Origin of the sequence: Escherichia sp. MOD1-EC6819 (genome assembly GCF_002965765.1) — a bacterium.
Classification (GTDB): domain Bacteria; phylum Pseudomonadota; class Gammaproteobacteria; order Enterobacterales; family Enterobacteriaceae; genus Escherichia; species Escherichia ruysiae.
This window is the reverse complement of the sequence record NZ_PTRG01000001.1, coordinates 176,684-196,024: the sequence shown is the minus strand read 5'-3', so window position 1 is coordinate 196,024 and position 19,341 is coordinate 176,684. Positions and strand designations below refer to the sequence as shown.

The window sequence follows — 19,341 nt, the reverse complement described above, 5'->3', positions numbered from 1 at the left end:
TTGCCTTCCTGAAAAAATAGTGTCAGGATTAATCAAAACCAATCAATTATTGATTCAAATTGAACCATCATGAAGGTAAATGGCGATGAGTAAAGTGAAAAGTATCACCCGTGAATCCTGGATCCTGAGTACTTTCCCGGAGTGGGGTAGCTGGCTGAATGAAGAAATTGAACAGGAGCAGGTCGCACCAGGCACATTCGCGATGTGGTGGCTCGGCTGTACCGGGATCTGGTTGAAATCAGAAGGTGGCACCAACGTTTGCGTCGATTTCTGGTGCGGTACTGGCAAACAAAGTCACGGCAACCCGCTGATGAAACAGGGTCACCAGATGCAGCGCATGGCGGGCGTGAAAAAACTGCAACCAAACCTGCGTACCACGCCGTTTGTTCTTGATCCGTTTGCGATTCGCCAGATCGACGCGGTGCTGGCGACTCACGATCACAACGATCATATCGACGTGAACGTGGCAGCCGCCGTGATGCAGAACTGCGCTGATGACGTACCGTTTATCGGGCCGAAAACCTGCGTGGATTTATGGATTGGCTGGGGCGTGCCGAAAGAACGTTGCATCGTGGTCAAACCGGGCGATGTAGTAAAAGTGAAAGACATTGAAATTCATGCGCTTGACGCTTTCGACCGTACTGCACTGATCACTCTGCCTGCGGATCAAAAAGCGGCTGGCGTACTGCCGGACGGCATGGACGATCGCGCGGTGAACTACCTGTTCAAAACGCCTGGCGGCTCCCTGTATCACAGTGGCGATTCCCACTACTCTAACTACTATGCGAAACATGGTAACGAGCATCAGATCGATGTGGCGTTAGGCTCGTACGGTGAGAACCCACGCGGTATTACCGACAAAATGACCAGTGCCGATATGCTGCGTATGGGTGAAGCCCTTAATGCGAAAGTGGTTATCCCGTTCCACCACGATATCTGGTCAAACTTCCAGGCCGATCCGCAAGAGATCCGCGTGCTGTGGGAGATGAAAAAAGATCGTCTGAAGTATGGCTTCAAGCCGTTTATCTGGCAGGTTGGCGGCAAGTTCACATGGCCGCTGGATAAAGACAATTTCGAGTACCATTATCCGCGCGGTTTTGACGATTGCTTCACCATTGAACCGGATCTGCCGTTCAAATCGTTCCTGTAATCTGTCGCTTATACCGGATAGCGTAAAGATGTTCGCGCTATCCGGCGTAGTATTTTCTGGCTATTTCAAATATCATCTAAAAAAATCAAATTTTATCGGAATAGCTCATGACTGAAGCACAAAGACATCAAATTCTCCTGGAAATGCTCGCACAACTGGGCTTTGTGACTGTTGAGAAAGTCGTTGAGCGTCTGGGAATTTCCCCTGCTACCGCGCGACGCGATATCAATAAACTCGACGAAAGCGGCAAACTGAAAAAAGTGCGCAATGGCGCAGAAGCGATTACCCAGCAGCGACCGCGCTGGACGCCGATGAATCTGCATCAGGCGCAAAATCACGATGAAAAGGTACGTATCGCCAAAGCGGCCTCACAACTGGTCAACCCAGGCGAAAGCGTGGTCATTAACTGCGGTTCCACCGCGTTCCTGCTCGGACGGGAAATGTGTGGCAAGCCGGTGCAAATCATCACTAATTACCTACCTCTGGCAAATTACCTGATCGATCAAGAACATGAAAGCGTGATCATCATGGGCGGGCAATATAACAAAAGTCAGTCCATCACCTTAAGTCCACAGGGCAGCGAAAATAGTCTCTATGCCGGGCACTGGATGTTTACCAGTGGCAAAGGGCTGACCGCAGAAGGGTTATATAAAACCGATATGCTGACAGCAATGGCAGAGCAGAAGATGCTGAGCGTGGTAGGGAAACTGGTGGTGCTGGTCGATAGCAGTAAGATTGGCGAACGTGCGGGGATGCTCTTTAGCCGTGCCGATCAAATCGATATGCTGATCACCGGCAAAAATGCTAACCCGGAAATCCTGCAACAGCTGGAAGCACAAGGGGTCAGCATTCTGCGTGTTTAAAGATGCTGGCGGAAAAATGTCACGGCGGCATCTAACGCCTCAGGTGTAATACGGTGGCGCACGCCTGGCTGCCATGAACAGGTTAACTGTTTATCCCGTCCCGTTTCTCTTAATGCCTGCTGCAAACGTAGTGATTCGTCGGCAGGCACGACGTCGTCGTCAAGGCCATGCCACAGCAGGAGCGGCCTGTCCCCGAGTTGTTCCAGGTGGTTTGTTGCTTCCCACTCCAACAGTGGCGCGATAATGTTATTAAATTCATTCTGCTGTGCTGCGGTTTCGGGTATTAGCGGCGGAAACAGAGAACGGGCAAGCGATGAGAAATAGCCCGATCCCATCATGCTGGCGGTACATTTCACCGTGGGGTGGCGAGCGGCAATCCCCAGCGCCGTCATCGCGCCCATCGATGCGCCACCAACCGCCAGGCGTTCATCAAGCAGCCATTTTTCTTCGGCTATTGCCGCACGTAAGGTAGTGAATTCCTGCATACTTTGTAGCAAGATTTGCCAGAATTGATTTAACCGTCGCGGTGCGTCGCCACTAAAACGGCTACCGTGATCGGGCGCATCCGGCATAATCACCCGCAAACCAGCCTGTGCCAACGCGACGGCAAAATAGCTATACACCAGGCTGGATGAAATAAAACCGTGATAAAAAATCACGCATGGTAACGGTGTTTCTTTTTGCCCTGTGGGATAAGCGTGAAGAACGGGAATATCTGCCAGCACGCGCGATTCTAATTCAATCATCTATTTCTCCTTTGGGTCTGGTATGACATGAACAAATCCTTAGCACAAGTTTCTGCTGGCAGTATTAGTTCATAATGTTGAGATGTGGATTACGCTTTCGCTAAGTTTTCATTCGAAAATCGCGTACCAGGTAACAATTCGGGAACATTCCCCCAAAGTTAAATTAATAAGGCACTACACTATGGTTAGCAGGAAACGTAATAGCGTTATTTCCCGGTTTGCCAGTTTATTATTGGTGTTGATGTTAAGCGCCTGTAGCGCACTGCAAGGTACGCCACAGCCAGCGCCGCCAGTAACGGATCATCCGCAAGAGATTCGCCGCGACCAAACCCAGGGGTTGCAGCGAATAGGCAGCGTAAGCACGATGGTTCGGGGCTCTCCGGATGACGCATTAGCAGAAATCAGAGCGAAAGCTGTCGCTGCAAAAGCTGATTATTACGTTGTCGTCATGGTGGATGAAACCATCGTGACAGGACAGTGGTATTCACAAGCCATTTTATACTCTAAATAATTCGAGTTGCAGGACAAAACGGCAGGGGCGTTTTGAACAACGCTTGCGTTGGCCCTGAAAGGGCGAGGCCTCAGGCCGAGTAACGCGACAAGCGAGTGAATCCCCAGGAGCTTACATAAGTAAGTGACTGGGGTGAGTGAACGCAGGCGCAGCACATGCAACTTGAAGTATGACGAGTATATACCGTAAATAAATCAGACAACTTACATAGCCAGCTTTACATTGCTTTGCGTCCCTATGCGTTTACCTGTGCACAATAAATTACCGGCTGGAAGCTCGGGCGTTTATTACCGCGATGGAATGCCCTGCATCATGTGGGGAAACGAAAAATGGAGCTGACGATGAAACAATTACTTGCCTCACCCTCGCTACAATTAGTGACTTATCCTGCGAGCGCCACGGCACAGTCTGCAGAATTCGCCAGTGCTGACTGCGTGACGGGCCTGAATGAAATAGGTCAGATCTCGGTTAACAATATTTCAGGGGATCCGCAGGACGTGGAACGTATCGTGGCGTTAAAGGCCGATGAACAGGGGGCATCATGGTATCGCATTATTACCATGTACGAAGACCAGCAGCCCGATAACTGGCGCGTACAGGCGATACTGTATGCATGAATGTCATCAACATCGAATAAACAATGCCGGATGCGGCGCCTGCGCCTTATCCGGCCTACAGATCCTAAGATAAGACGCGCCAGCGTCGTATCAGGCGTACTCGCTTACAAAAACACGCCTCCCGTCGCCCGCAGTAATAAATCATTCTGGATCTGCTCTGACACCCGCACGCCACCGCGCGTATCTAACATTATCTGACACCACGCCTGTGCCATTGGCGGTGAAGCATATTTCAACATTTGTGCGCCGCAACCCAGCAGGAATAGCTGATGAGTGATCTCTCGCCCAAGCTCTTCAGTAGGTTTGCGCAGTTGCTGCTGTAATCGACGAACCGCACGATCAAAATAACGATCTTGCCCTTTTACTTCCATAAACGCTTCCGACAGTAAGTCGTATACGCCCGCCTGCTTATTGAGAACGCGCAGCACATCCAGACACATGATGTTGCCAGAACCTTCCCAAATACTGTTTACCGGCATCTCCCGATAAAGACGCGGCAGCTCGCTCTCCTCGCAATAGCCAATTCCGCCCAGCACTTCCATCGCTTCAGCCACAAACGGAATACCACTTTTGCAAATCACAAACTTCGCCGTTGGGGTGAATAAGCGCGCCCACAGGGCTTCTTTGGCATCGGCGCGTCGATCCCACGCCCGCGCCAGACGAAACAGCAATGCCGTTTGCCCTTCAAGCTGAAGCGCCATACGACTTAAGACATGACGCATCAGAGGCTGTTGGATCAATGGATTACCAAAAACATGGCGTTGATGTGCATGATAAATCGCCAGCGAGAATGCACGGCGCATCATGGCATGGCTACCCAGGGCGCAATCAAAACGCGTCATCCCGCCCATTTTCAGGATCAGGCGAATACCTTCTCCTTCCTGCCCCAACAACCAGCCAATGGCGTCCTGAAACTCCACTTCGCAACTGGCGTTAGAGCGATTACCCAGCTTATCTTTCAGCCGCTCGAGGCGAATCGCATTGCGTTGCCCGTCAGGCAAAAATCGCGGCACAAAAAAGCAGGACAGACCGCCCGTGGTCTGCGCCAGCACCAGATGCGCATCGCTTTGCGGCACCGAGAAAAACCATTTATGCCCCACCAGCCGATAAGAGCCATCTTCCAGACGCTCTGCACGTGTGGTATTGCTCATAACATCAGAGCCGCCCTGCTTTTCCGTCATTCCCATGCCAATCAACAGGCCGCGTTTTTGCCCGCCTGGCAATAAGTGGGAATCGTAGCGATCGCTCAACAGTGGCGTGGTCCAGTCCTGAAACGGCGCGGGTAGCATCTGTAACAACAATGGCGTGGCGGCAAAGGTCATCGTTATCGGGCATAACGACCCAGCCTCAACCTGCGCATGTAACATGAAACGCGCCGCCCGCGCCACAAATGCGCCGGAGCGAGCGTCTTCTTCCCAGGCCAGATTGTGTACCCGATTAGTACATAGCGCCTGCATCAGCAGGTGCCATGCAGGATGAAAACGCACATCGTCCAGACGGCGCCCCTGCGCGTCATAGCGCAACAATTCAGGCGGATTCACATTTGCCAGCCGCCCCAGTTCAAGGGATTCAGCCGTTCCTAACTGCTGACCAATACTGGCAAGAAAATCGCTATCCCAGCCAGCACCTTCACGCGTTACCGCTTCACAGAGCGCGCCATCAGACAGGTATAAGTTGCTGTTATTTAATGGTATAGGTTGATTGAAAACGGTGTGAGTTTGCCAGTGCACTGTGTCTCCCTCCATCAATGGCAGTCACCATTAGTATGGTCACTGCCACGGATTCCTGACAGAAAGAGATTGCTAAAACATTCTTAACCCGCAATGTAATGCGGAACAAAACGCGAAGTGTCTTTAGTGATCAGCGTGTTATCTTCGCGAATACCCATTCCGCACGCTTCATCATCGACAATCCAGCTACCAATCAGTGTGTAGCTATCGCCAAAACGCGGCAGCGGTTGAAATGCCTGGTAGATCATCGGTTCATCGGCGTAATCACCATCAGCATGGTCAACGACATCATTCTGACCGTTGAAAATGGTGACGTTGCCGCCTTCGCGCGAGTAGATCGGTTTACGCACATAACTTTCGCCAGCGGCAATCTGCGGTTTTTCGCCCTCAAACCAGGAGGCCAGAAGGTTAGGATGACCAGGGAAGAAGCGCCAAAGCAACGGCATTAACCCTTTATTGCTCAATATGCTTTTCCATAGCGGCTCCACCCATTGCTCACGGCGCTTGCGCAGCAGAGGACCGTTATCGTCACGCATCATCCACTCCAGCGGATACAGCTTAAATGCACGCTGGATGACGTTATCATCAAGATCGGTCAGCACGCCGCCGACGCCCAGGCCAAGATCTTCAATGTAGATAAACCGCGACTCCTGCCCTGCCTGCTGGGCGCAGTCCTGCAAGTACAGCACGGTACTCCTGTCTTCATCGGTGTCCTGACAGCAGCAAAAATAAAACGGCTCCCGACTGTAAAGTTCACTAAAGCGCGAGATGAGGCGTTCCTGAATGGCATTGTACTGATCGGCGTCACGTGGAATAACGCCGCTGCGCCGCGCATCCTCCAGCCATAGCCACTGGAAATATGCCGACTCATACAACGAAGTCGGCGTATCGGCGTTGTACTCAAGCAGCTTCACCGGCGCATTACCACACCAGGAAAAATCCATCCGACCATACAGCGAAGGATCGCGCGCCCGCCAGCTTTCAGCAATCACATCCCAGTACAACGGCGGGATCGCCAGTTGCGTCAGGATCTGTTCATCTTTAACCGCACGATCCACCACCTCAAGGCACATCTGATGTAACTCTGCGGTTGGTTTTTCGATCTGCTCTTCAATCTGGCGCAGAGTAAAGCGATAGGCTCGACTCTCATCCCAATAGATCTCATTATCGATGATATGAAAGTCGAAACCGTTGTCGGCGGCGATCTGGTCAAGATCCTGCCGCACAGGGACGTTATGTCTCAGCATGATTAGCCTCCCCAATGCCCACGGGCGCTGGAGGAGCGACCATAGCCGCCGCGCGAAACCGTTGAGGCTTTTCTGGTGGTAAAGCTGCCCGAGGAGTAAGACTCTTTTTTGCCAGAACCGGAGCGCCAGGAGTAATCACCGGAAGTGCTGCGCCAGACGGGGCGCGAAGCATAAGAGGAACCGCCGCTGTTATAAACAAACTGCTCATCGCGATCTTTACGAATAACCCGGCTTAATAAAAATCCAGATATTACCGGGATCCAACTCTGTTCAACGTTGTCGTAGTAACAATTTTCATACTTAGACTGACAATTCTGCTGAGTCATATTCTTCGGAACATCGGCATAAAACGCCGCTTTGGCGTTGTTCCAGCCATGCGCACAGATGTCTGAATTATTACCGTCATCAATACAATCCTGCACAGTCGAGTAAAACGTTCCGTCGCCGTCGTTATCGACATCGCCGCTATCGGCACAACCTTTCAATACGAAAAAAGCGGCACCGCCCATTAGCGCCAACGTTAAGTATTTTTGTGCGTAGCGATTGCGACGCGGTTCAAAATGATTATTCGGTCTACCAATGCGACTGATCGCTCCGTGACCAATTTTACTGTTATTTCTTGATTTGCGTTTTCTGGCCATGATCGTCCATTACCATGTCATACAAGCTGCGTTAAAAATACCGCCAGCCAGCGCGGCGGTTCCCATAAACATTCCTGCCGCAGTGTTGTGATTAATAATTTTATCGCTTAATGCCGGCATATAAAGTCTGACGCCAGCAAAAACGAGTAACTGAATTACCAGTGCGATTCCGCCCCAGGCAAAATAATCTGGAATACTCACCGCATTGATTGCCGCACTGGATAATGGAATAACGTAACCCAACAACGTGCCGCTGAACGCCAGCGACGCCGCAGTGTTATTATTCTTGATCAACTGCCATTCATTATGCGGAGTAATTTTGGAATAGATAAAAAGAAAGATAATCACCATAGCTACGCCGATAAAAAAATAGGCGCTAAAAGCGAGGAGTGAATCCAGTATATGCATTGTAAACGTCCCTGTAATTAACCAATAATATGAAGTGATGTCAGTGGGATATCGACACCCAGCGCGCGAGAAAATAACCACTCCGGTTCACCGAGGTCGTTAAAAGATTCCTCACCATTTAACAGCAAATATTCACAGGTATCTTCGGTCACCTGCCGTTGGTAGCCCATGGTAAAATTATGCACTTCCCATTTGGCATGGTTTTGATTTTCTACTTTTTCCAGCATGTAAACGGGTTCAATATTTCCCGGTTCTTCACTGTTAAAAAATCGCTGCCAGCGTTTTTCCTGCCAGCTTAAGGTTATCGCCCCCATCGCTTTGGCGTTGATCGCCTCGCGCCAGTGGCTTTCTTTGCTGATACCGTAGCTCTCTTCATAGACAAAGAGCTTGATATCATCAATGTCATCAATATCTTCGCCGCCGGTGGTGTTGATTTGCAGAAATTCATCGCCGGAAGTGTAATAGCGAAAAATCTGACTACCGCCGCCCAGATCGATGCGGCTGACGGCGGCCACGGTATATTCTTCACCCGGTAACTCGATCAGCAATGCCTCTTCCAGCAAACGAAACGCTAACGTGTCGAGCGTAAAGCCACTATTGAGGTGGAGTCCCAGCGGACCACGATTAATAGCAGGCTTATCATCCTTGCCAAACAGGCGCTGGAAAAAACCAGACATATTTTATCCTTAAAATAGTTGCCAGCCTTGCAGTGAGGCTGGCAAAAAAATTACTCACCCTGTTGGCGTTGCAGTCTTGCCAGCACATCCTGGGCACTGCTTTTATTGGTGCCGCCAATTCCGGCTTCCGCCAGCTTTTCATCGAGGTCGCGACCGTCTGCGACTTTCTCCAGCTGTGCGGCAGCATCCAGACGAGCCTGACGTTCGGCCTGACGCGTTTGCAGGCGTTTTAAGGATTCTGCCGCTGTCGAAACGCTGGAAGACGCGCCAACTGTAGATGTCGTCACAGCCTGCTGCGCACGTTGCATAGCTTCAGTGGCCTTAACAACTTCCATTTGCTGCTCAAACTGAGCGATACGCTGTGCCGTCGCCGCAACCGCTTTTTCCACGCCATCGCGGGAAACTTCCAGATTCGACAATACTTGTTCTTCAGCGGTAATAAGATTCTCAAGACGCGCGATTTCTTCAGCAACTTCATTAATCAACGATGGATTAACGTTCTTACTTAACGCTTCCAGCGCACGGGCTTCCAGACCCGCTTTACGTGCACGTAAGTCTTTCAGTTTGTCGTTGCTTAATTTCACTCGTGCCAGCAGATCGACGCGAGATTTCCCGGCTTTATCCAGTTCAGCTTTAGCGTCGCGAATATGTTGTTCCAGCATCCGCACACCCTGGGTTTCTTCAATGGACTCTTCCGCCTGCGCGATAAATGATTTACCCAGCGTAAATAAACTTTTTAAAATCCCCATAAATACGAATCCTTGTAATTAGTGTGAATATTCTTCAGTAATTTCAGCCAGATCCAATGCGTTATCCACCAGCGTGGTTATCTCCAGCAGGATGTCGTCAAGGGAAGATTTAAGCGATAACGCCCCGAAAACAATGTAATACTCTTCCTGTTGCACGCTGGAGATTCCTACCGATGACAACGGCATCATCTTCTGATTTCTTAATAAGAAGGTATTAAATTCATCTGGATTGCTGATACTACTTACCGGACAAATAAAGGTTTCGATAATCATTTGGCGGGAAGTAAAAAGAATATTGATTTGCAAATCGCCATAATCATTCATTTTAATAATTAATGCGTTCTCGCTATTTGTTACATCAATATTTTGTTCAGGTACAGTTTGCAGCGCCGTCGCCAGCACCAACGGATTCCATGTCATATATTATTCCATATAGATTAAATTTAATTATTAATAAAATGAATATTCATAGAGCGTAATTATCTTACCAGCTATAGATAAAAAAAAACCATCCAAATATGGATGGTTTTTTATAATTCAGAGAAATTAGCTACGCTGGCGAACTGCTTCAAATAAGCAAATTCCGGTCGCAACCGAAACGTTCAGGGAAGAAACGCTACCTGCCATCGGAATACTAATCAGTTCATCGCAATGTTCACGGGTCAGGCGACGCATACCTTCACCTTCCGCGCCCATCACCAGCGCCAGGCGCCCGGTCATTTTGCTCTGATAAAGCGTATGATCCGCTTCACCTGCCGTACCGACGATCCAGATATTCTCTTCCTGCAACATACGCATAGTGCGCGCCAGGTTAGTCACCCGAATCAGCGGAACGCTTTCTGCCGCACCACAGGCCACTTTTTTCGCCGTGGCGTTGAGTTGAGCGGAGCGATCTTTCGGCACAATCACTGCATGAACGCCAGCGGCATCCGCGCTACGCAGGCACGCACCAAGGTTATGCGGATCGGTTACGCCGTCGAGGATCAACAGGAACGGCTGATCGAGCGAAGCAATCAGATCTGGCAGATCGTTTTCCTGATACTGCCGTCCTGGCTTCACACGGGCGATAATGCCCTGATGCACGGCACCGTCGCTTTTCTCGTCGAGATATTGGCGGTTTGCCAGCTGGATAACCACGCCCTGGGACTCAAGGGCGTGAATCAGCGGCAACAGACGTTTATCTTCACGGCCTTTTAAAATAAAGACTTCCTGAAAACGTTCAGGGGCGCGCTCCAGCAGGGCCTGCACTGCGTGGATGCCGTAAATCATTTCGCTCATTAATGTACTCGTTGTTTACGTTTTGCCTGATGCGCTACGCTTATCTGGCCTACGGATAATTCACCCTCTTCTTTTTGAAGAGAGCGAGATTGCTGACAAACAAGTTCACTCGTTAACGTGGGCACGGTTTTCTCCCCCTGGAAGGCGAATGGGCCCAGGTGAGGGCAATTATACGCGCCAGTGCTGGCCTGTTCCCCTCACCCTAACCCTCTCCCCAAAGGGGCGAGGGGACTGTCCGAGTGAATTTTTGCGTTGGTCATAATACTAACCCTCTTCTGTTTGAAGAGGGTTATGATCACTCTGCCACTTTTTTCTTCGCCGCACGCTTCGCTTTGGTTGCAGCGGCTATTTTCTGCGTTTTAGCCGATGGCTTCTTCGCTTTTTTCGCGTCTTTCTTCGCCGCTTTCGGCTTCGCTTTTTTCTCACCACGGAAGGCGCTGTCTGGCTCAAAGTTTACCTTTTTGCCGACCTGACGACGCTTACCGCCTTTTTTGCCTGCATCGCCTTTTTTGGCTTTCTCGCGCGCCGTTTTACCGACGTTGCGCGGTGCACGTTCGCTGGAGATCAGGCTAAAGTCGATTTTGCGCTCGTCCATATTAACCGCTTCGACGCGAACTTCCACGCGGTCGCCCAGGCGATAAGTCTGGCCGCTGGATTCGCCCATCAGGCGTTGTCCGACTTGATCAAAGCGATAGTAGTCGTTGTCCAGCGAAGAGACGTGAACCAGACCATCGATGAATAAGTCGTCCAGACGAACAAAGAAACCGAAGCCTGTGACGCTGGAAATTACTCCTTTAAATACGTTACCAACCTGATCGAGCATGAAGTCACACTTCAGCCAGTCAGCCACATCGCGCGTTGCTTCGTCGGCACGACGTTCCGCCATCGAACAGTGCTGACCCAGTTGCAGCATCTCTTCCATCGAATAATGGTAGCCGCCAGTTTCAGTGGTGTTGCCCTGATGCCCCTGCTCTTTCGCCAGCAGATACTTAATGGCGCGGTGCAGCGTCAGGTCAGGATAACGACGAATCGGCGAAGTAAAGTGCGCATAGGACTGCAATGCCAGGCCGAAGTGACCACGGTTTTCCGGATCATAAATCGCCTGTTTCATTGAACGCAGCAGCATGGTTTGCAGCATTTCTGCGTCAGGACGATCGGCAACCGACTCCAGCAGTTCCGCGTAGTCGCGCGGTTCTGGCTTGTTACCGCCCGGCAGTTCCAGCCCCAGCTCTGCCAGTACAGAGCGGAAAGAGGTAATCGCCTCAGTGCTCGGCTTGTCGTGTATACGGAACAGTGCGGGTTCTTTGGCTTTCTCAACGAAACGCGCCGCCGAGATATTCGCCAAAATCATACACTCTTCAATTAATTTGTGCGCGTCGTTACGCTGAGTCTGTTCGATACGTTCAATACGGCGTTCAGCGTTGAAAATGAACTTCGCTTCTTCGCTCTCAAACGAGATCCCGCCGCGTTCTTCACGAGCTTTATCCAGCACTTTATAGAGGTTATGCAACTCTTCGAGATGCTTAACCAGCGGGGCGTACTGCTCGCGCAGATCCTGATCGCCCTGCAGAATATGCCAGACTTTGGTGTAGGTCAGACGCGCGTGAGAGCTCATCACCGCTTCGTAGAATTTGTAGCCAGTCAGGCGGCCTTTCGACGAAATCGTCATCTCGCACACCATACACAGGCGGTCTACCTGTGGGTTGAGCGAACACAGGCCGTTAGAGAGCACTTCCGGCAGCATCGGGATAACCTGCGACGGGAAGTACACCGACGTACCACGGTTACGCGCTTCTCTGTCCAGCGGCGTTGGCGGACGCACATAGTAGCTGACATCGGCAATTGCGACCCATAAACGCCAGCCGCCGCCGCGTTTTTTCTCGCAGTAAACTGCATCGTCAAAGTCGCGGGCGTCTTCGCCATCAATGGTGACCAGCGGTAAATCGCGCAGATCGACACGGCCTGCTTTTGCTTCTTCCGGCACTTCTTCTTTCAGTCCGGCAACCTGTTGCTCAACAGCCTGTGGCCAGATGTACGGGATTTCATGGGTGCGCAGAGCGATATCAACCGCCATGCCGGTGCCCATATTATCGCCAAGCACCTCGACGATTTTACCCACCGCTTTGGTACGACGAGTCGGGCGTTGGGTCAGTTCGACCACCACCACAAAGCCCATCCGCGCGCCCATGATCTGATCTGGCGGGATTAAGATATCGAAGCTCAAACGGCTGTCGTCAGGAACCACAAAGCCGACGCCCGCTTCGGTAAAGTAGCGACCAACAATCTGGCTGGTTTTTGGCACCAGTACACGGACAATACGCGCTTCACGGCGGCCTTTACGGTCAGCGCCCAGCGGCTGCGCCAGCACCTGATCGCCATGAATGCAGGTTTTCATCTGCTCGCTGGAGAGATACAAATCATCTTTACGTCCTTCAACCCGCAGAAAGCCGTAGCCATCACGGTGACCAATAACGGTACCTTTCACCAGATCGAGGCGTTCCGGCAGCGCATAGCACTGACGGCGAGTGAAGACCAGTTGACCGTCGCGCTCCATCGCGCGCAGGCGGCGACGCAGGCCTTCAAGCTGCTCTTCGCCTTCAATGTGCAGTTCTACAGCCAGCTCATCACGGCTGGCCGGTTTTTCACGTTTGGTTAAATGTTCGAGGATAAATTCCCGGCTAGGGATGGGATTCGCGTATTTTTCAGCTTCGCGTTCCTGGAAAGGATCTTGTGACATCTCGGTTCCTCCGTTGTCATCTCTGATGAAGATTTTCGTCACTCCACCAGCAATAATTTATAAAGCGGTTGATTCTCTTCAACCAAATCGGCAAGCGTGTAGTTATCCAGTTCCGTAAGAAAACTTTGCACGGCCTTAGAAAGTGCCTGTTTCAACCGACAGGCAGGTGTAATGTGGCAAAACTCACTGCTGCAATTCACCAGCGATAAGGGTTCCAGCTCGCGCACCACATCACCAATACGTATCGCACTCGCCGGTTTACCCAGGCGAATGCCGCCATTTTTTCCACGAACAGCAGTCACGTAGCCGGCACGACTAAGTTGATTGATTATTTTGACCATATGATTACGGGAGACGCCGTAGACGTCAGTCACTTCAGAAATACTGGTCATCCGCCCTTCTGGCAATGACGCCATGTAGATCAGCGCACGTAATCCGTAATCAGTGAAACTCGTTAACTGCACATCAACCTCAAAAGGGAAATCGGGAAAAAATACATTTATATTGATGATAAACCAGCCACAAGCTGTGTCGCTAATTTATTTCAGTTTGGGGAAGGAAAAAAGCGAGGATTTAACACTGTGTCGGATAGCATAATGGCTTACCCGACACAGCAATGTATCACACTGTTAGCCCGGCAGGCAAAATATCTGCCAGGCGTACCAGGATTACGCGTCGAACGGGTCGCGCAGAATCATGGTTTCAGTACGATCCGGACCGGTAGAGATGATATCGATCGGCACACCGGTCAGCTCTTCAATGCGCTTGATGTAGTTCAGCGCCGCCTGCGGCAGGCCACTACGATCTTTCACGCCGAAGGTGGATTCAGACCAGCCCGGCATGGTTTCGTAAATCGGCTCTACACCTTTCCAGTCGTCAGCTGCCAGCGGAGTGGTAGTCACTTCACGACCATCCGGCATACGGTAAGCCACGCAGAGTTTCACCTCTTTCAGGCCATCTAGAACGTCCAGCTTGGTCAGGCAGAAGCCAGACAGGGAGTTCAGCTGTACCGCACGACGAACGGCAACGGTGTCCAGCCAGCCGGTACGACGACGACGACCCGTAGTTGCGCCGAATTCGTTACCCTGCTTGCAGAGGAACTCGCCAGTTTCATCAAACAGTTCAGTCGGGAACGGACCTGCACCCACACGAGTGGAGTAAGCTTTGAGGATACCCAGAACGTAATCAACATAACGCGGGCCCAGGCCGGAACCGGTCGCCACGCCACCAGCAGTGGTGTTGGAAGAAGTTACGTACGGATAAGTACCGTGGTCGATATCCAGCAGCGTACCCTGAGCACCTTCGAACATGACGAAATCGCCACGCTGACGCGCCTGGTCGAGCAGGTCAGAAACGTCAACCACCATAGAAGTCAGGATGTCGGCAACAGCCATCGTATCATCCAGAACTTTCTGGTAATCAACCGCTTCAACTTTGTAGTAGTTAACCAACTGGAAGTTGTGATATTCCATCACTTCTTTCAGTTTTTCAGCGAAGGTTTCTTTGTCGAAAAGGTCGCCAACACGCAGACCGCGACGTGCTACTTTATCTTCATAAGCAGGCCCGATACCACGACCGGTGGTGCCGATCGCTTTCGCGCCACGCGCTTTCTCACGCGCGTTATCCAGCGCAACGTGATAATCAAGGATCAGCGGACATGCTTCAGACAGCAGCAGACGCTCACGAACGGGGATGCCACGGTCTTCCAGTTCTTTCATCTCTTTCATCAGCGCGGCCGGAGACAGCACAACACCGTTACCGATGATGCTGGTTACATTCTCGCGGAGAATACCTGATGGAATAAGATGGAGAACGGTTTTTTCACCGTTGATTACGAGAGTATGGCCTGCGTTGTGACCGCCCTGGTAGCGTACAACATATTTAGCCCGTTCAGTCAGAAGATCGACGATCTTACCTTTACCTTCGTCACCCCATTGGGTGCCCAGTACGACGACGTTGTTACCCATTTTTCAAAATCACCGTTTGCTTAAAAATGGATTCTACCATCGCTTTTTCAGAGTTACAGCACTTTTTGCATCCAAAAATGACCTTAATCAGTCTATTTTTTGTTCAGCCAATCGTTTTCCTCAACATGTAGTAGACCACAACGCCCGCAACCACAAGTCCACCACCAAAACGACGTAAAATATTATCGGGTAAATTGGTCATCGCAGAGATCATCTTCTTCCACGCCTGCGGGTAAAGCATCGGTCCTAAACCTTCCAGCACCAAAACCAGAGCAAGCGCCAGCCAGATTGTCGAATTCATTCATTGTCCTTATAGAAAAAGAAAACCACCGACATCCCTGAGGATGCGGTGGCTTTATTGACCTGTACCGCAGTCGTTATCTTAACGCGTTGCGGAAGTCGGCGTCTTCATGTAGCGGAAGAAATCGCTGTCCGGGCTCATGACCATCACGTCCTGATTGCCAGAGAAGCTGTTCTCATAAGCACGCAGGCTACGGATGAATGCGTAGAAGTCCGGATCTTTGCTGAATGCATCAGCAAACAGTTTGGCAGCTTCTGCGTCACCTTCACCGCGCATGATGCGACCCTGACGCTCTGCTTCTGCCAGCGTTCTGGTCACTTCATAGTCGGCAGTTGCGCGCAATTTTTCCGCTTCTTCCTGACCTTGTGAACGATGGCGACGCGCTACCGCTTCACGCTCGGCGCGCATACGGTTGTAGATCGCCTCAGACACTTCGGTCGGCAGGTTGATCTGCTTGATACGCACATCGACAACTTCAATACCCAGCGCCGCCATACTGTTCGGGTTGATGACCGGTACTTTGCCCTTCGTCTCAGCCGTTACGCGCTCTGCCGCTTCGGCAATGGCGTTATCTGCCGCAGGGGTAGTAACTTCATCTTCTGTACCCGCAGAACCGGAGTTCAGCGCGTCACGTACTTCGAGAGTCAGACGACCACGGGAATCGGTGACGATGTCTTTCACGTCCAGGCGACCAATTTCAGAACGCAGACGGTCAGAGAATTTACGTTTCAACAGCACTTCCGCTTGCGAAATGTCGCCACCACCCGTTGCCAGGTAGTAACGGCTGAAATCGCTGATGCGCCATTTGATGTAAGAGTCGACGATCAGGTCTTTCTTCTCTTTGGTCACAAAGCGGTCGGCCTGGTTGTCCATGGTCTGAATACGCGCATCGAGCATTTTCACCGTTTCAATGAACGGTATCTTGAAATGCAGACCCGGCTCATAAACCAGAGGTTTGTTGTCATCGTCACGCAGTACCTTACCAAAACGCAGCGTAATACCGCGCTCACCTTCTTTGACGACAAAGACAGACATGTAAAGCACTACCAGCACGATGATGATAATCGCGATAACTGACTTACGCATCGTTATTCCCCCTGACGCTGGTAGTCGTTACGCTGCGCGTTGGCGCGGCGTTGGTCCATAATATCGCCCTGACTAGTGGACGACGTGTTGCTTGCCCCACTGGTCGTGGAGGAAGAGGCTGGCGGCAGACGCAGCAGATTGCTGGCGCCGTTGTCGCTCTTCGCCGCTGGCGCGTTACCCCCTTTCAGCATCTGGTCTAACGGCAGAACCATCAGGTTGCCACCTTTATCGTTAACCAGCACTTTGCGGGTGTTGCCCAACACTTTTTCCATCGTCTCGATATACAGACGCTCGCGAGTAATTTCCGGCGCAGCTTTATATTCCGGCAGAAGTTTAGCAAAGCGCGCGACTTCACCCTGGGCTTCCAGGATAGTCTGAGCCTTGTACGCACGCGCCTCTTCGAGGATACGTTGCGCCTGACCGTTCGCACGCGGCTGAACTTCGTTGGTATACGCTTCTGCTTCACGAATGTATTGCTGTTCGTTTTCACGTGCGGCAATCGCATCGTCAAACGCTGCTTTTACTTCTTCCGGCGGACGAGCAGCCTGGAAGTTGACGTCCAGCAGAGTGATACCCATGTCATACGGACGAATCGTCTCTTCCAGTTCGCGCTGAGTATCGCTACGAATCACGGTACGACCTTCCGTCAAAATGCGGTCCATGGTGTATTTACCGATAACCCCACGCAGGGCGCTGTCGGTAGCCTGGCGCAGACTGTCATCCGGGCTGGTTACGCTATACAGGTATTTTTCCGGATTGGTGACGCGGTACTGCACGTTCATCTCAACGCGCACCACGTTTTCGTCAGACGTCAGCATCACGCCGGAAGCAGCCAGTTCACGCACGGCTTCCACGTTCACCGGTTTAACTTCGTCGATAAACGTCGGTTTCCAGTTCAGACCAGGTTCAACCAGATGGCTGAATTTACCAAAGCGTGTTACCACGCCGCGTTCGGCTTCTTTAATGGTGTAGAAACCACTGGCCGCCCAGATAATGACAATCGCTGCCGCTGCGATGGTAACGACACGACCGCCAAGCTGCGGGCGCGGGCCTTGCGATGAACTGCCACCGCCAGATCCAGTGCCTTTACCGCCGCCCAGACCACCGAGCTTTTTGCTCAGTTTGCGGAAGATATCATCTAAATCAGGTGGCCCTTGATCGCGACCGCCTTTGTTTCCATTTCCCTCAGAGTTGCCGCCAGGTTTGCTGCTTCCCCACGGGTCGCGGTCTTGTCCGTTATTACCGGGCTGATTCCACGCCATGTTTGTGCTCCATATTTGTTATGCGGTGATCCCTGTTGTCTTTCGACGCCAGAGGATATGACTCCACGCTTCAGACGCTTTGCCGGTTAGATCAGGTAATCGATCAACGCCGGTTCTTGTTTACAGAGGCGACGCCAGTCAACGATCGGCATACGAACTTGCAGACTTACACTGCCGTCCTCCTCCATCCACTCTTTTTCTATTGCCTGAAGCTGATAAAAACGACTTCTCAGACGCCCTTCCTGCGGCGGCAGACGCAATGTATGCTGCGCCACCTCACCGGAAAGCCGCTCCGTCAAAGCCTGAAAAAGCTGTGGTATCCCCGCTCCGGTCTGCGCAGAAAGCCAGACACGGATCGGTTTGTTCTCTTCGTCCCGATCAATACGCGGTTCGAAATCTTCCAGCATATCGATCTTGTTCATCACCAGCAGGGTTGGGATCTCGTGAGCATCAATCTCTTCAAGAACCGTATTCACCGCTTCGATGTTTTCTTGTACACGCACATCTGCCGCATCAATGACGTGCAGCAGCAATGTGGCTTGCCGCGTCTCTTGTAACGTGGCTTTAAACGCCGCCACCAGATCGTGCGGCAAGTGGCGAATAAACCCTACGGTATCTGCCAGCACGGTTTCACCGACATCCGCGACATCAATACGCCGCAACGTCGGGTCGAGGGTGGCAAACAACTGGTCTGCCGCGTAGACCCGCGCTTCGGTGATGCGATTGAAAAGGGTAGATTTACCGGCGTTGGTATATCCCACCAGCGAAACAGTAGGAACGTCGGCTTTGATACGCGATTGCCGCCCCTGCTCACGCTGCTTTTCAACTCTTTCCAGGCGCGACTGTATCTGCACGATGCGATTACGCAACAAACGACGGTCGGTTTCGAGCTGGGTTTCACCCGGACCACGCAAACCGATCCCGCCTTTCTGTCTTTCAAGGTGGGTCCAGCCACGCACCAGGCGCGTAGCCAGATGGCGCAGCTGCGCCAGCTCAACCTGCAACTTACCCTCATGGGTACGCGCACGTTGGGCGAAAATATCTAAAATAAGGCCGGTGCGATCGATGACACGACACTCGCACAAACGCTCCAGGTTACGCTCTTGCGCTGGGCTCAGGGCATGGTCAAAAAGAACGACCGAAGCACCCGTCGCTTTGACAGCTTCCGCAATTTCAACTGCTTTACCTTCACCTACAAAATACTTTGGGTGCGGCGCTTTACGGCTACCGGTAATCACCTGCAATGCTTCGACACCGGCGGAAGAAACCAGAGATTCAAACTCCTGGAGGTCTTCCATATCTTTGTCTTGCGTAAAATAGATGTGTACCAGCACCGCCTGCTCACCAGCATCATAACGGTCAAACAAGCGT

20 protein-coding genes are annotated in these 19,341 nt (G+C 51.6%); 4 read left to right on the top strand and 16 right to left on the bottom strand.

The features are described 5' to 3' along the window. Positions 1-85: 85 nt before the first annotated feature. Positions 86-1,150: an L-ascorbate 6-phosphate lactonase gene (gene ulaG, locus A7Z06_RS00945; protein WP_001295191.1), complete on the top strand. Its 1,065-nt coding sequence runs from the start codon at positions 86-88 to the stop codon at positions 1,148-1,150. 107 nt (positions 1,151-1,257) lie between these two features. Further along, positions 1,258-2,013, top strand: coding sequence for an HTH-type transcriptional regulator UlaR (gene ulaR / locus A7Z06_RS00940; protein ID WP_000133636.1), 756 nt, complete (start codon positions 1,258-1,260; stop codon positions 2,011-2,013). Here ulaR and yjfP read toward each other — a convergent pair. Further along, positions 2,010-2,759, bottom strand: a complete 750-nt coding sequence (gene yjfP / locus A7Z06_RS00935; RefSeq protein ID WP_000571043.1) for an esterase — start codon at positions 2,757-2,759, stop codon at positions 2,010-2,012. The two genes, ulaR and yjfP, sit on opposite strands and share 4 nt — an antisense overlap. A gap of 181 nt (positions 2,760-2,940) precedes the next feature. Here yjfP and bsmA point away from each other — a divergent pair, with 181 nt between their 5' ends. Together bsmA and yjfN are read left to right on the top strand one after the other, a co-directional pair. Beyond that, on the top strand, positions 2,941-3,270 hold the full coding sequence (gene bsmA / locus A7Z06_RS00930; protein WP_000254628.1) for a biofilm peroxide resistance protein BsmA: 330 nt from the start codon (positions 2,941-2,943) through the stop codon (positions 3,268-3,270). 341 nt (positions 3,271-3,611) lie between these two features. After that, the gene (gene yjfN, locus A7Z06_RS00920) at positions 3,612-3,887 is read left to right on the top strand and encodes a DUF1471 family protease activator YjfN (RefSeq protein WP_010348195.1); all 276 of its coding nucleotides are present in this window, start codon (positions 3,612-3,614) and stop codon (positions 3,885-3,887) included. Between the two features lie 104 nt (positions 3,888-3,991). Here the strand turns inward: yjfN and A7Z06_RS00915 are convergent, their stop codons facing one another. From A7Z06_RS00915 to hflX, 15 genes are all read right to left on the bottom strand, one after another. Next, entirely contained in the window at positions 3,992-5,617 is a 1,626-nt protein-coding gene (locus tag A7Z06_RS00915) for an isovaleryl-CoA dehydrogenase (RefSeq protein WP_024212398.1), read from the bottom strand. An 83-nt stretch (positions 5,618-5,700) separates the two neighbouring features. After that, complete coding sequence (locus A7Z06_RS00910) at positions 5,701-6,864, bottom strand: glutathionylspermidine synthase family protein (RefSeq protein ID WP_000943938.1); 1,164 nt, start codon at positions 6,862-6,864, stop codon at positions 5,701-5,703. Between the two features lie 2 nt (positions 6,865-6,866). Beyond that, on the bottom strand, positions 6,867-7,505 hold the full coding sequence (locus tag A7Z06_RS00905) for a DUF1190 domain-containing protein (protein WP_105279307.1): 639 nt from the start codon (positions 7,503-7,505) through the stop codon (positions 6,867-6,869). A gap of 9 nt (positions 7,506-7,514) precedes the next feature. Beyond that, a complete protein-coding gene (locus A7Z06_RS00900) occupies positions 7,515-7,913 on the bottom strand; it encodes a DUF350 domain-containing protein (protein ID WP_000547757.1) in 399 nt (132 codons plus the stop codon). 17 nt (positions 7,914-7,930) lie between these two features. Next, positions 7,931-8,590 carry a YjfK family protein gene (locus A7Z06_RS00895; protein ID WP_105279306.1) on the bottom strand — a complete coding sequence of 220 codons (660 nt, stop codon included), beginning with the start codon at positions 8,588-8,590 and terminating at the stop codon, positions 7,931-7,933. Positions 8,591-8,640: 50 nt separating this feature from the next. Next, positions 8,641-9,339, bottom strand: a complete 699-nt coding sequence (locus A7Z06_RS00890) for a PspA/IM30 family protein (RefSeq protein ID WP_000511939.1) — start codon at positions 9,337-9,339, stop codon at positions 8,641-8,643. An 18-nt stretch (positions 9,340-9,357) separates the two neighbouring features. Beyond that, a complete protein-coding gene (locus tag A7Z06_RS00885; protein WP_000220148.1) occupies positions 9,358-9,759 on the bottom strand; it encodes a YjfI family protein in 402 nt (133 codons plus the stop codon). Between the two features lie 126 nt (positions 9,760-9,885). Beyond that, positions 9,886-10,617, bottom strand: a complete 732-nt coding sequence (gene rlmB, locus A7Z06_RS00880) for a 23S rRNA (guanosine(2251)-2'-O)-methyltransferase RlmB (protein WP_001293282.1) — start codon at positions 10,615-10,617, stop codon at positions 9,886-9,888. A gap of 295 nt (positions 10,618-10,912) precedes the next feature. Beyond that, positions 10,913-13,354 (bottom strand): ribonuclease R, encoded by a 2,442-nt coding sequence (rnr, locus tag A7Z06_RS00875; protein ID WP_000076288.1) that lies wholly within the window; start codon positions 13,352-13,354, stop codon positions 10,913-10,915. Positions 13,355-13,392: 38 nt separating this feature from the next. After that, on the bottom strand, positions 13,393-13,818 hold the full coding sequence (gene nsrR, locus A7Z06_RS00870; protein WP_001177639.1) for a nitric oxide-sensing transcriptional repressor NsrR: 426 nt from the start codon (positions 13,816-13,818) through the stop codon (positions 13,393-13,395). Between the two features lie 204 nt (positions 13,819-14,022). Further along, positions 14,023-15,321, bottom strand: coding sequence for an adenylosuccinate synthase (gene purA / locus A7Z06_RS00865; protein ID WP_000527963.1), 1,299 nt, complete (start codon positions 15,319-15,321; stop codon positions 14,023-14,025). 103 nt (positions 15,322-15,424) lie between these two features. Then, positions 15,425-15,622, bottom strand: a complete 198-nt coding sequence (locus A7Z06_RS00860) for a DUF2065 domain-containing protein (RefSeq protein ID WP_001089300.1) — start codon at positions 15,620-15,622, stop codon at positions 15,425-15,427. 81 nt (positions 15,623-15,703) lie between these two features. Next, positions 15,704-16,708, bottom strand: coding sequence for a protease modulator HflC (gene hflC, locus A7Z06_RS00855; RefSeq protein WP_001232412.1), 1,005 nt, complete (start codon positions 16,706-16,708; stop codon positions 15,704-15,706). 2 nt (positions 16,709-16,710) lie between these two features. Next, complete coding sequence (gene hflK / locus A7Z06_RS00850) at positions 16,711-17,970, bottom strand: FtsH protease activity modulator HflK (protein ID WP_000312488.1); 1,260 nt, start codon at positions 17,968-17,970, stop codon at positions 16,711-16,713. Positions 17,971-18,056: 86 nt separating this feature from the next. Next, the gene (gene hflX, locus A7Z06_RS00845) at positions 18,057-19,337 is read right to left on the bottom strand and encodes a ribosome rescue GTPase HflX (RefSeq protein ID WP_000460360.1); all 1,281 of its coding nucleotides are present in this window, start codon (positions 19,335-19,337) and stop codon (positions 18,057-18,059) included. Between the last annotated feature and the right edge of the window lie 4 nt (positions 19,338-19,341).